Source organism: Pseudomonas sp. St29, assembly GCF_001547915.1.
GTDB lineage: Bacteria > Pseudomonadota > Gammaproteobacteria > Pseudomonadales > Pseudomonadaceae > Aquipseudomonas.
The window spans coordinates 1,028,006-1,041,364 of sequence record NZ_AP014628.1; the positions used below are offsets into that span (position 1 = coordinate 1,028,006).

Below are 13,359 nucleotides of genomic sequence, written 5' to 3' on the forward strand. Positions count from 1 at the left end.
GCCTAGGGTCCCTTTCCCATGTTCAAGAAACTGCGTGGCATGTTTTCCAGCGATCTTTCCATTGACCTGGGCACTGCCAACACCCTTATTTACGTGCGCGAGCGCGGTATTGTCCTGAATGAACCATCGGTTGTGGCCATTCGGACCCACGGTAATCAGAAAAGTGTTGTCGCGGTTGGTACTGAGGCCAAGCGCATGCTCGGTCGTACTCCGGGCAACATTGCCGCCATTCGTCCGATGAAGGACGGCGTGATCGCCGACTTCAGCGTCTGCGAAAAGATGCTGCAGTACTTCATCAACAAGGTTCATGAAAACAGCTTTTTGCAGCCCAGCCCTCGTGTGCTGATCTGCGTTCCATGCAAGTCCACCCAGGTTGAGCGTCGCGCCATCCGTGAATCGGCCCTTGGTGCCGGTGCCCGTGAAGTGTTCCTGATCGAAGAGCCTATGGCCGCAGCCATCGGTGCCGGCCTGCCGGTTGAAGAAGCTCGCGGTTCGATGGTCGTGGACATCGGTGGCGGTACCACTGAAATCGCCCTGATCTCCCTGAACGGTGTGGTCTACGCCGAATCCGTGCGGGTTGGCGGCGACCGTTTCGACGAAGCGATCATCACCTACGTGCGCCGCAACTACGGCAGCCTGATCGGCGAGTCCACCGCCGAGCGCATCAAGCAGGAAATCGGCACCGCCTACCCGGGCGGCGAAGTGCGCGAAGTCGACGTGCGCGGTCGTAACCTGGCCGAAGGCGTGCCACGTGCCTTCACCCTGAACTCCAACGAAGTGCTGGAAGCTCTGCAAGAGTCCCTGGCTACTATCGTTCAGGCGGTGAAAAGCGCCCTGGAGCAATCGCCGCCGGAATTGGCCTCGGACATCGCCGAACGTGGCCTGGTGCTGACCGGTGGTGGCGCCCTGCTGCGTGATCTGGACAAGCTGCTGGCCCAGGAAACCGGTCTGCCGGTGATCGTCGCCGAAGATCCGCTGACCTGTGTTGCTCGCGGCGGTGGCCGTGCATTGGAAATGATGGACAAACACACCATGGACCTGCTCTCCAGCGAATAACTTCGCGGCGGGCATCTATGCTGTTGCGCTCACAGGCAGCACTTTGCAGTGCTGCCTGTGGCGTTTATCTTCTGTCAATCTGCATCCAGGCCGGTTTGATGCCGTATGAATAAACACAACATTTGCCTGGGAGGAGCGGCTTATTAAACCGCTTTTCGCCAAAGGCCCCTCATTAGGCGTGCGCCTCCTGGTGCTGGTCGTGCTGTCGGTCGCACTGATGGTGGTCGATGCCCGCTTCACACTGCTCAAGCCAGTGCGTAGCCAGATGTCGCTGGTGCTGATGCAGTCCTACTGGATCACCGACCTGCCGCAGCGGCTATGGCAAGGCGTGGCCAGTCAGTTCGGCAGTCGTACCGAACTGGTCGCTGAAAACGAAAAACTCAAGACCGAAAACCTGCTGCTGCAGGGGCGCATGCAAAAGCTTGCCGCCCTGACCGAGCAGAACGTGCGCCTGCGCGAACTGCTCAACTCCTCGGCACTGGTCAACGAGAAGGTCGAAGTGGCCGAGTTGATCGGCATGGATCCGAACCCCTTCACCCACCGCATCATCATCAATAAAGGTGAGCGCGATGGCGTCTTTCTCGGTCAGCCGGTGCTCGATGCCCGTGGCCTGATGGGCCAGGTGGTGGAGTTGATGCCCTACACGTCCCGCGTGCTGCTGCTCACCGACACCACCCACAGCATTCCGGTACAGGTCAATCGCAACGGTCTGCGCGCGATTGCCAGCGGCACCGGCAATCCGGAGCGCCTGGAACTGCGGCATGTGGCCGATACGGCGGATATAAAGGAAGGCGACCTGCTGGTCAGCTCCGGCCTCGGCCAGCGTTTCCCGGCGGGTTATCCGGTGGCCACGGTCAAGGAAGTGATCCACGACTCCGGCCAGCCGTTCGCCATTGTGCGGGCGGTGCCCACTGCCGCATTGAACCGCAGCCGTTACCTGCTGCTGGTGTTCAGCGATCCGCGTACCGCCGAGGAACGGGCCAACGATGCCGCTCAGGCCCAGGAAGCCCAGGATCAGCAAGGTGGCAACGCGGCGCCGGTGGTGCCGGCCACGGTGCCCAAGCCGGCGGCAAATGCTGCTGCACCCGCCAGCACGGCGCCCGCTGCGCCAGCAACTCCAGCCAAGCCCGCGGCCCACGCACCGGCCAAGCCGGTCCATAAACCCGTGGTGAAGCCGGCGGCAACCAAGCCTGCGGCAGCAGCACCGGCCACCACCGGAGGAAGAGAATAATGGCGGGCACCCCCTATTCACAAAACGGCTGGATCGTCTGGCTGACGTTCCTGATCGGCATGTTGCTCAGCGTGTCGCCGCTGCCTCAGTTCATGGAAGTCCTGCGCCCGTTGTGGCTGGCCCTGTTGCTGGCTTTCTGGGCCCTGGCCCTGCCGCACAAGGTCGGCATGGTCACGGCCTGGTGCCTGGGGCTCGCGGAAGACGTGCTCTACGGCACCCTGCTGGGACAGAACGCACTGATTCTGACCCTGATCACTTTCCTCGTGCTGTCTTTGCAGCAGCGCCTGCGGATGTTCCCGATGTGGCAGCAAAGCCTGGTGATCCTGGTGATCTTCGGTCTGGCGCAGCTGGTCCAGCTCTGGCTCAGCGCCCTGACCGGCAATCGCCAGCCAACCCTGGCCCTGGTGCTGCCGGCCCTGGTCAGCGCCTTGTTATGGCCTTGGGTCAGCTTTGGCCTGCGTGGCTTGCGTCGACGTTTCAAAATCAACTAATTCGGTCAGGCATTGGCCCGCACCTCGACAGGGAGATGTCTTGATGAATCCGCTTTACCTCGCCTCCGGTTCGCCCCGTCGACGTGAGCTGCTCACCCAGATCGGCGTGCCGTTCACCGTCATCAGCGCCGATATCGATGAAACGCCGCTGGCCGACGAATCTCCGGCCGCCTATGTCGAGCGCCTCGCCCGGGGCAAGGCGGCTGCCGGCCGCGCCCTGATCACCAGCAGCGAGTCCCAGGCTCCGGCCTGTGTGCTGGGAGCCGATACCGCCGTGGTGCTCGATGGACGGATCCTGGGCAAGCCGCGGGACCAGGCCGACGCCCTGGACATGCTCATGGCCCTGTCCGGCCGCGAGCATGAAGTGTTGACCGCCATTGCCCTGCTCGACGGCGAGCGTTGCGAGTCGCGAGTGGTGCGCAGCCTGGTGCGTTTTCGTCCCGTTTCGGCAGCAGAAGCGGCGCTCTACTGGGCCAGTGGCGAGCCCCGGGACAAAGCCGGTGGTTATGCGATCCAGGGACTTGCAGCGGTGTTTGTCGCAGGGCTCAATGGCAGTTATTCCGCCGTGGTCGGCTTGCCGGTATGCGAAACCGCAGAATTGCTCGGCCATTTCGGCATACCCTGTTGGCAAAACCTTCCAGTGCGCTAAAGCGCCGTGTAAGACAGCTGCGGCCTTCTATGAACACGCCTGAACGAGACACTGCCATGAGTGAAGAGATTCTGATCAACATCACGCCGATGGAATCGCGGGTGGCGGTGGTCGAAAACGGAGTGCTGCAAGAGGTTCACGTCGAGCGCACCCAGCGCCGTGGCATCGTCGGCAACATTTACAAAGGCAAGGTGGTACGGGTTCTGCCCGGCATGCAGGCGGCTTTTGTCGACATCGGCCTGGATCGCGCGGCATTTATCCATGCCTCGGAAATCTCCACCCGCGAAGGCACGGCGGTGGAGAGCATCAGCGCCCTGGTCCATGAAGGGCAGAGCCTGGTGGTGCAGGTCACCAAGGACCCCATCGGCACCAAGGGCGCGCGCCTGACCACCCAGTTGTCGATTCCCTCGCGCTATCTGGTGTACATGCCTCGCACCGCCCATGTCGGCATCTCGCTGAAGATCGAGGACGAGGCCGAGCGCGAGCGCCTGAAACAGGTGGTCAGCGATTGCGTGGCCCAGGAAGGCATCAAGGAAGCGGGCGGTTTCATTCTGCGCACCGCCGCCGAGGGGGCCGGGGCCGACGAGATCCTCATGGACATCCGCTACCTGCGCCGGCTGTGGGATCAGATCGGTGCGCAGATCAAGACCATCGGCGCACCCAATGTGATCTATGAAGACCTGGGCCTGGCCTTGCGCACCCTGCGCGACCTGGTGAACCCGAAGATCGAGAAGATCCGCATCGACTCCCGGGAAACCTTCCAGAAGACCACGCAATTCGTGGCTGAACTGATGCCGGAAATTGCCGACCGCCTGGAACACTATCCCGGCGAGCGGCCGATCTTTGACCTGTACGGGGTCGAGGATGAAGTGCAAAGGGCGCTCGAACGCAAGGTGCCGCTCAAGTCCGGCGGCTATCTGGTGGTGGATCCGGCAGAAGCCATGACCACCATCGACGTCAACACCGGCGCCTTCGTCGGTCATCGCAATCTTGAGGAAACCATCTTCAAGACCAACCTCGAAGCCGCCACCGCCATTGCCCGGCAACTGCGCCTGCGCAACCTGGGCGGGATCATCATCATCGACTTCATCGACATGGAAGACGAAGAACACCAGCGCCAGGTGCTGCGGACCCTGGAGAAGCAGCTGGAGCGCGATCACGCCAAGACCAACATCATCGGCATCACCGAGCTGGGGCTGGTGCAGATGACTCGCAAACGCACCCGGGAAAGCCTGGAGCAGGTGCTCTGCGAGCCCTGCAGCAGTTGTCAGGGGCGGGGCAAGCTGAAGACCCCGGAAACCATCTGTTACGAAATATTCCGCGAAATTCTCCGCGAGGCCCGGGCTTATCAGGCAGAAGGGTACCGAGTGCTGGCCAATCAGAAAGTGGTGGATCGTCTACTGGACGAAGAGTCGGGCAACGTTGCGGAGTTGGAAGGTTTTATCGGCCGGACCATCAGGTTCCAGGTCGAAACCATGTATTCCCAGGAACAATACGACGTGGTGCTGCTCTGAGTCCCCGTGTCTTACCTCAGTGGAAATGGCTGGCTTCAGCTTTCTGCATGACTTTTGCCGTGGGAGCCAACTGAAATGGAGCGGCTGATCCGTCTGTTCGCCACGCTGACTCGCTGGGGCCTGGGCCTGTGCGCGTTGCTGTTGGTGGTGATTGCCCTGTACGTCAGTCTGGGGCGGGAGCTGACTCCGTTGGTGGCCGAGTACCAGGCCGAGGTCGAAGCCAAGGTGCAGCAGGCTGTGGGCTTGCCGGTGCAGATCGGCAGTCTGGAGGGCCGCTGGAGCGGCTTGTCACCGATCCTGTTGGCCCACGATGTGACGGTGGGCGACGGGGCCAATGCCCTGCGCCTGGATCAGGTCAGCGTGGCCCCGGACATGCTCGGCAGCCTCCTGGCCCGTGACCTGCGCATAGGGCGCCTGGAACTCAGTGGCCTGAGCCTGAGCCTCAAGGAAGGCGCGGACGGCCAGTGGCAATTGCAGGGCCTGCCGATGCAGCAGGACCAGCCCATGGACCCGGAGCAACTGCTGACCCGCTTGCAGCAGGTTGCCGAACTGTCCCTGCTGGACAGCCAGGTCACCTTGCTGCCGCAGGATCATGCGCCGCTGGCCCTGACCTATGTCGGCCTCAACCTGCGCACCGGTCCCAGCCGCCAGCGTCTTGACCTGCGTCTGACCCTGCCGGACGGGCAGCCCCTGGCCGTCAATCTGCGCACGCGGATCCAGGCGCAGGCTTGGCGCGACGCCCAGGCCGAGCTGTACCTGAGCCTGCCGCAAAGCGACTGGTCACGCTGGCTGCCGGCGCGTGTCACTCAGCAATGGAAACTCTCCGAACTCAAGGCCGGCGGTGAGCTGTGGCTGAACTGGGCCAAGGGCGGCGTGCAGAGCGGGGCGCTGCGCCTGAATGCGCCCCAGCTCACTGGCGCCTATGCCGAGCGCACGCCGGTCACCCTGAAGAACCTGGCGTTGAACGCCTTCTTCCAGCGCAGTGATCAGGGCATGCAGGTGCAACTGGACTCCCTGGCGCTGAGCCTTGGCGAGACCCGTTGGGAGTCGCGCCTGCAACTGCAGCAAACCCTGGCCGGCGACAATCAAGAAGAACTCTGGCATCTGCAGGCCGATCGCCTGGATCTGACACCGCTCACGCCGATCCTCAATGCCCTGGCACCCCTGCCGGAAGGCCTGGCCACCACCGTCGAGCGCTTGAAGGTCACCGGCGGGCTGCGCAATGTGCTGCTCGACTATCGCCCGCAGAACACCGGCGACCAGCGCCTGAGCTTCGCCGCCAACCTTGATCGGGTCGGCTTCGACGCCTATCACGGCGCTCCGGCGGCCCGCAATGTCAGCGGCAGCATCAGCGGCGACCTGGGGCAGGGCGAGCTGCGCATGGACAGTAAGGATTTCTCCCTGCACCTGTACCCGATCTTCGCCAAGCCCTGGCAGTACATCCAGGCCAACGCCACCCTGACCTGGAAACTGGACAAACAAGGTTTCACCCTGATCGCTCCGTATCTCAAGGTGCTGGGGGAGGAGGGCAAGATTGCCGGCGATTTCCTGATCCGGCTGCACTTGGACCACAGCCAGGAAGACTACATGGACCTGCGGGTCGGCCTGGTGGAGGGCGATGGTCGTTACACCGCCAAGTACCTGCCCCAGGTACTCAGCCCGGCGCTGGATGAATGGCTGCGCACGGCGATTCTCAAGGGCGCGGTGGATGAGGGCTTCTTCCAGTACCAGGGCTCGCTGAACCATGACGCCATCGAAGCGGCCCGTAGCATCAGCCTGTTTTTCAAGGTGCATGACGCTGAATTGGCCTTCCAGCCGGGCTGGCCGCACCTGAGCAAGATCAGTGGCGATGTGTTCGTCGAAGACAGCGGCGTGCGCATCGTCGCCAGCAAGGGCCAGTTGTTGGACACCAAGGTGCGGGATGTCTTCGTCAATATTCCCCATGTGGCCAGCGGGCACAGCAGCCACATGTTGATCGACGGCAGTTTTGCCGGCGGCCTGGGCGATGGGGTGAAGATCCTGCAGGAGGCGCCGATCGGCACCGCCTCGACCTTTGCCGGCTGGCAGGGCGAGGGTGACCTGCAAGGCAAGCTGGATCTGGACATCCCGCTGGTCAAGGGCGAAGAGCCGAAGATCGTGGTGGATTTCAAGACCGACAAGGCGCGCCTCAAGCTCAGTGAGCCGGCACTGGAGCTGAGTCAGCTCAAGGGCGACTTCCGCTTTGACAGCAGCAAGGGGCTCAGTGGCGAGGGCATCAGTGCCCAGGCCTTCGACCGGCCGGTGAGCGCGCAGATTTTCGCCGATGGCAAGCCCGGCAAGCCCAATACGCGGGTGGTGGCCAAGGGGCAGGTGGCAATCAAGAAACTCACCGATTGGTTGCAGGTCAGCCAGCCGCTGCCGGTCTCTGGCGAGCTGCCCTATCAGTTGCAACTGAACCTCGATGGCGCCGACAGTCAGTTGATGGTCAGCTCCAGTCTCAAGGGGGTGGCGGTGGACCTGCCGGCACCGTTCGGCATGAGCGCCAGCACCGGTCGCAACAGTGTGTTCCGCATGACCCTGCAAGGGGCCGAGCGCCGCTACTGGTTCGATTACGGCGAGCTGGCCGACTTCACGTTCGCCGCCCCCAGCGGCAAGCTCGGCGAGGGCCGTGGGGAACTGTTTCTCGGCGACGGCGCGGCCTTGCTGCCCACCAGCAAAGGGCTGCGGGTGCGCGGAATCTTGTCCGAGCTGGACGTCGAGCCCTGGAAGAACCTGGTGGACCGCTATGCCGGGAAGGACCCGGGAGGCAGCGCCAAGCAGTTGCTCAGCAGTGCTGACTTCAAGGTCGGGACGCTCAGCGCCTTTGGCACCCGCCTGGATCAGGTCAACCTGCAGCTGACCCGACAGCCCGCCGCCTGGACGTTGCAGATTGACAGTCAGCAGGCCAAGGGCACTGTCGGCATCCCCGATGCCAAGGCGGCGCCGATGGCGATCAATATGCAATACGTGCGCTTGCCGGCCGCAGACCCGGCGGCCCAGGCCGACGAGAATGCGCCCGATCCGCTGGCTTCGGTGGACCCCAAGAATGTGCCGCCGCTGGATATCGCCATCGAGCAACTGTTCCAGGGCCCGGACCTGATCGGCCGCTGGGCGCTCAAGGTGCGTCCTACCGCCAAGGGCATGAGCTTCAACAGCCTCGACCTGGGGCTCAAGGGCATGCAGCTGCAAGGCGAGGGTGGTTGGGAAGGCCAGGCCGGTGCCAGCAACAGCTGGTACCGCGGGCGCATTGGCGGCAAGAACCTGGCCGACGTACTCAAGGGCTGGGGCTTTGCGCCCACGGTAACCAGCGAAGACTTTCATCTGGATGTTGACGGTCGCTGGCCGGGCTCGCCGGCCTGGGTCGGCCTCAAGCGCTACTCCGGCAGCCTGGACGCCACCTTGCGCAAGGGCCAGTTCGTTGAAGTCGAGGGCGGCGCCCAGGCGCTGCGGGTATTCGGTCTGCTGAACTTCAACTCCATCGGCCGGCGGCTGCGCCTGGACTTCTCCGATCTGTTCGGCAAGGGCCTGAGCTACGACCGGGTGCGTGGCGTGCTGGTGGCGAGCAACGGCGTCTATGTCACCCGTGAACCGATCACCCTGACCGGGCCGTCGAGCAATCTGGAGCTCAATGGCACCCTGGACATGGTGGCCGATCAGGTGGACGCCAAGTTGCTGGTGACCTTGCCGGTGACCAACAACCTGCCGATCGCCGCGCTGATTGTCGGCGCTCCGGCGGTGGGTGGGGCGCTGTTCCTGATCGACAAGCTGATCGGTGACCGCGTGGCGCGCTTCGCCAGCGTCAAGTACAACGTCAAGGGCCCGTGGAAAGAGCCGAAAATCACCTTCGACAAGCCGTTTTGAGAATCCTCGATTCGTGCCTATGGAGTAGCATGGCGGCCTACCCAACACGGAGTACGCCATGTCTCTTGCGGTGATTCAAATGGTCAGCCAGAGCGATGTTCTGGCCAATCTGCAGCAGGCCCGCAGCCTGCTCGAACGCGCTGCCGCCGGTGGCGCCAAGCTGGCGGTGCTGCCGGAAAACTTCGCGGCCATGGGTCGTCGCGACATGGCCGCCATCGGTCGCGCCGAGGCCCTGGGCGAGGGACCGATCCTGCCGTGGTTGAAACAGGCCGCCCGCGACCTCAGGTTATGGATTGTCGCCGGCACCCTGCCGCTGCCGCCTGAGAATCAGCCCGATGCCAAGTCCAACGCCTGTTCGTTGCTGGTGGATGACCAGGGGCAGTGGGTGGCGCGCTACGACAAGTTGCACCTGTTCGACGTCGACGTGGCCGACAATCGCGGCCGCTATCGCGAATCCGATGACTATGCTCATGGAAACCGCGTGGTGGTGGCGGATACGCCGGTGGGGCGCCTAGGGCTGACGGTCTGTTATGACTTGCGTTTTCCCGAGCTGTACAGCGAGTTGCGCGCTGCCGGCGCCGAATTGATCAGCGCGCCTTCGGCTTTTACCGCAGTGACCGGTGCCGCGCATTGGGAGGTGCTGATCCGGGCCCGGGCCATCGAGACCCAGTGCTATGTGCTGGCGGCGGCCCAGGGGGGCGTGCACCCGGGCCCTCGGGAAACCTACGGCCACGCCGCGATCGTCGACCCTTGGGGGCGAGTGCTGGCGCAGCAGGATCAAGGTGAGGCTGTGCTGCTGGCCGAGCGCGACAGCAGTGAGCAGGCGTCCATTCGGGCGCGGATGCCGGTGTTCAGTCACCGGCGCATTTTCTCGCAAGGCGTTCAACGGCTTGCATAAGTACGACGAATTTAAGGCCAAAGCATATGAGCGGGTTGTTGTCCTCAGTCAGTGAACATCTTCTAGCCCCTGGCGGCGTGACCATCGAAAGCCTGCAGGGCGTGCTGGGGGATCTGGCCGGCCCGGGCATCGACGCCGCCGACCTGTATTTCCAGGGACAGATTTCCGAGTCCTGGTCCCTGGAAGACGGGATCGTCAAGGAAGGCAGCTTCAACCTTGACCAGGGGGTCGGGGTACGGGCGCAGTCCGGTGAGAAGACCGGCTTTGCCTACAGCAACGCCATCACCCTGGAAGCCCTGGGCCTCGCCGCCCGAGCGGCGCGTTCGATCTCCCGGGCCGGGCAGAACGGTACGGTGCAGGCGTTCTCGACCCAGGACGTGGCTCAGCTGTACGCACCGGACAATCCACTGGAGGTCATCAGCCGCGCCGAAAAGGTCGAGCTGCTCAAGCGCGTTGACGCTGCGACCCGGGCCCTGGATCCGCGTATCCAGCAGGTCAGCGTTAGCATGGCCGGGGTCTGGGAGCGCATCCTGGTGGCCTCCACCGACGGAGGCCTGGCGGCGGATGTGCGGCCGCTGGTGCGCTTCAACGTCAGCGTCATCGTCGAGCAGAACGGTCGCCGCGAGCGCGGTGGCCACGGCGGTGGCGGGCGGACCGACTATCGGTATTTCCTCAGCGAGGACCGGGCCATGGGCTATGCCCGTGAAGCGTTGCGCCAGGCCCTGGTCAACCTGGAAGCGATTCCGGCACCGGCCGGCACCTTGCCGGTGGTGCTGGGTTCCGGCTGGTCCGGGGTGCTGCTGCACGAAGCCGTGGGCCATGGCCTGGAAGGCGACTTCAACCGCAAGGGCAGTTCGGCGTATAGCGGGCGCATGGGCGAAAGCGTGGCCTCCAAGCTTTGCACCATCGTCGACGACGGCACCCTGGCCGGGCGCCGTGGTTCCCTGAGCGTGGACGACGAAGGCACCCCGACCGAATGCACCACGCTGATCGAGAACGGCGTGCTCAAGGGCTACATGCAGGACAAGCTCAATGCCCGCCTGATGGGCGTGGCCCGCACTGGCAACGGGCGGCGCGAATCCTATGCCCACCTGCCGATGCCGCGCATGACCAACACCTACATGCTGGGGGGCGAGAGCGACCCGGCGGAAATCATCGCTTCGGTGAAGAAGGGCATCTACTGCGCCAACCTCGGCGGCGGCCAGGTGGACATCACCAGCGGCAAGTTCGTGTTCTCCACCAGCGAGGCCTACCTGATCGAAGACGGCAAGATCACCGCTCCGGTCAAGGGCGCGACCTTGATCGGCAACGGCCCCGAGGCCATGAGCCGGGTGTCGATGGTGGGCAATGACTTGTCCCTGGACAGCGGCGTTGGCACCTGTGGCAAGGATGGCCAATCGGTGCCGGTGGGCGTCGGCCAGCCAACCCTGAAGATCGATGCGATCACCGTGGGTGGCACTGGGGCATAGGAAGGAGGGCGTCGGGCGAGCTGCCGGGCAGCTCGCCCGTGGAGGGCTCAACGCAGACCGCGTTGAGTCTCGTCCAGTTCGCGGATGTACTTGAAGATTTTACGGCTGGAGGCCGGCGCCTTGTTATGGGCCACCTCGTGCTGGGCCTGACGGATCAGGGAACGCAGCTGTTGGCGATCGGCATCCGGGTACTCGTTGACGAACTTTTCCAGGACGTCATCGCCGCCACCGATCAGGCGGTCACGCCAACGTTCCAGGTTATGGAAGCGTTCGTTGTACTGCCGGGTGGAGGCATCGAGTTGGTCAAGCAGTTGCAGAATCGCGTCGGTGTCCTGGTCCCGCATCAGCTTGCCGATGAATTGCAGGTGGCGTTTGCGGGCGATATGGGCGACGTGCTTGGGCGCATCCGCCAGCGCCCGGCGCAAGGCGTCGGTCAGAGGCAGTTTGTTCAGCAGGTCGGGCTTGAGGGTGGTAAGGCGCTCGCCGAGATCAACCAGAGCATGCAGCTCGCGTTTGACCTGGGATTTGCTTTTCTCCCCATCGAGGGAGTCGTCGTAAGAATCAACCATGGTGGCAGTCCGCAAAGAAACGCCGCCATGATAACCAGTCGAGGGCCGCTTGTCCGGCTCGGTCGCTCGCCGGCCTTAATCGAAAGCAGAATTTGAGTGGAGAACAGCATGAGTGCAGCACAAAGCGTCGGCCCACAGGCTTTGCCGGCCCTGCAGGAGCAAGTCGAGCAGATTGTTGCCGAGGCCAAGCGCCAGGGGGCCAGTGCCTGCGAAGTGGCGGTGTCCCTGGAGCAGGGGCTGTCGACGTCGGTGCGCCAGCGGGAAGTGGAAACCGTGGAGTTCAACCGCGACCAAGGCTTTGGCATCACCCTTTATGTGGGCCAGCGCAAAGGCTCGGCCAGCACTTCTGCCAGCGGTCCGGAGGCCATTCGTGAAACCGTGGCTGCGGCGCTGGCGATAGCCAAGCACACGTCGGAAGATGAAGCGTCGGGCCTGGCCGATGCGTCCCTGATGGCCAAGGACCTGCAGGACTTCGATCTGTTCCATGCCTGGGACATCACGCCCGAGCAAGCCATCGAGCAGGCCCTGGCCTGTGAGGCGGCAGCCTTTGCCGCCGACAGCCGGATCAAGAATGCCGATGGCACCACCTTGAGCACCCACCAGGGGTGCCGGGTGTATGGCAACAGCCATGGTTTCATCGGCGGTTACGCCTCGACCCGCCATAGCCTGAGCTGCGTGATGATCGCTGAGGCCAACGGCCAGATGCAGCGCGACTACTGGTACGACGTCAATCGCCAGGGCCAGTTGCTGGCGGATCCGGCGAGCATCGGCCAGCGCGCGGCCCAGCGTGCGGCCAGCCGGCTGGGTGCCCGTCCGGTGCCGACCTGCGAAGTGCCGGTGCTGTTTTCCGCAGAACTGGCCGGCGGTCTGTTCGGCAGTTTTCTCGGCGCGATCTCCGGCGGCAACCTGTACCGCAAATCCTCGTTCCTCGAAGGCGCCCTGGGCCAGCAGCTGTTTCCCCAGTGGCTGACGATCGACGAGCGGCCGCACCTGATGCGCGCCATGGGCAGTTCGGCATTCGATGGCGATGGCCTGGCCACCTATGCCAAGCCCTTCGTCAAGGACGGCGAGTTGGTGTCCTATGTGCTCGGCACCTATTCCGGGCGCAAACTGGGCATGCCCAGCACTGCCAACGCCGGCGGGGTGCACAACCTGTTCGTCACCCATGGCGATGAAGATCAGGCTGCGTTGTTGCGGCGCATGGGACGCGGCCTGCTGGTCACCGAACTCATGGGCCATGGCCTGAACATGGTCACTGGCGACTACTCCCGTGGCGCGGCAGGCTTCTGGGTCGAGAACGGCGAGATCCAGTTCGCGGTGCAGGAAGTGACCATTGCCGGTAATTTGCGCGACATGTTCAAGCAGATCGTCGCCGTGGGTAACGATCTGGAACTGCGCAGCAACATCCGCACCGGCTCGGTGCTGATCGAGCGCATGACCGTCGCCGGCAGCTGATCCTCCTCCTGAGTCAACCAAACGCGCCACCTTTCCCGGGTGGCGCGTTTTTTTATGCGCGCAATTTTCGTAGGCGCTGGCTGGCCAGCGAAGGCGTCCTGACGCCCCATATCAGGTTCAAGGGCCTATTCGCCGGCAAGCCGGCTCC

The 13,359-nt window shown here is 63.7% G+C and carries 10 protein-coding genes; 9 read left to right on the forward strand and 1 reads right to left on the reverse strand.

The window, feature by feature from the left end:
- Positions 1–18 precede the first annotated feature (18 nt).
- The 8 genes from mreB to tldD all read left to right on the forward strand — a co-directional run bounded on the left by mreB (position 19) and on the right by tldD (position 11,187).
- The gene (gene mreB, locus PST29_RS04570; RefSeq protein ID WP_002555108.1) at positions 19–1,056 is read left to right on the forward strand and encodes a rod shape-determining protein MreB; all 1,038 of its coding nucleotides are present in this window, start codon (positions 19–21) and stop codon (positions 1,054–1,056) included.
- A 142-nt stretch (positions 1,057–1,198) separates the two neighbouring features.
- Complete coding sequence (mreC, locus tag PST29_RS04575; RefSeq protein ID WP_082729176.1) at positions 1,199–2,287, forward strand: rod shape-determining protein MreC; 1,089 nt, start codon at positions 1,199–1,201, stop codon at positions 2,285–2,287.
- Complete coding sequence (gene mreD / locus PST29_RS04580; RefSeq protein WP_016963426.1) at positions 2,287–2,778, forward strand: rod shape-determining protein MreD; 492 nt, start codon at positions 2,287–2,289, stop codon at positions 2,776–2,778. Before mreC ends, mreD begins: the two co-directional genes overlap by 1 nt.
- Positions 2,779–2,821: 43 nt before the next feature.
- Positions 2,822–3,427, forward strand: coding sequence for a Maf family protein (locus PST29_RS04585; protein ID WP_060837538.1), 606 nt, complete (start codon positions 2,822–2,824; stop codon positions 3,425–3,427).
- Between the two features lie 56 nt (positions 3,428–3,483).
- The gene (gene rng / locus PST29_RS04590) at positions 3,484–4,941 is read left to right on the forward strand and encodes a ribonuclease G (RefSeq protein ID WP_060837539.1); all 1,458 of its coding nucleotides are present in this window, start codon (positions 3,484–3,486) and stop codon (positions 4,939–4,941) included.
- A 75-nt stretch (positions 4,942–5,016) separates the two neighbouring features.
- On the forward strand, positions 5,017–8,820 hold the full coding sequence (locus PST29_RS04595) for a YhdP family protein (protein ID WP_060842488.1): 3,804 nt from the start codon (positions 5,017–5,019) through the stop codon (positions 8,818–8,820).
- Positions 8,821–8,878: 58 nt separating this feature from the next.
- Positions 8,879–9,718 (forward strand): carbon-nitrogen hydrolase family protein, encoded by an 840-nt coding sequence (locus PST29_RS04600; RefSeq protein ID WP_060842489.1) that lies wholly within the window; start codon positions 8,879–8,881, stop codon positions 9,716–9,718.
- 26 nt (positions 9,719–9,744) lie between these two features.
- Positions 9,745–11,187 (forward strand): metalloprotease TldD, encoded by a 1,443-nt coding sequence (tldD, locus tag PST29_RS04605; protein ID WP_060837542.1) that lies wholly within the window; start codon positions 9,745–9,747, stop codon positions 11,185–11,187.
- A 47-nt stretch (positions 11,188–11,234) separates the two neighbouring features.
- On the opposite strand, the gene yjgA is transcribed toward tldD, so the two are convergent.
- The gene (gene yjgA, locus PST29_RS04610) at positions 11,235–11,756 is read right to left on the reverse strand and encodes a ribosome biogenesis factor YjgA (protein WP_016966626.1); all 522 of its coding nucleotides are present in this window, start codon (positions 11,754–11,756) and stop codon (positions 11,235–11,237) included.
- A gap of 108 nt (positions 11,757–11,864) precedes the next feature.
- On the opposite strand from yjgA, the gene pmbA reads away from it, so the two are divergent.
- Positions 11,865–13,211, forward strand: coding sequence for a metalloprotease PmbA (gene pmbA, locus PST29_RS04615; RefSeq protein WP_060837543.1), 1,347 nt, complete (start codon positions 11,865–11,867; stop codon positions 13,209–13,211).
- Positions 13,212–13,359: the final 148 nt, after the last annotated feature.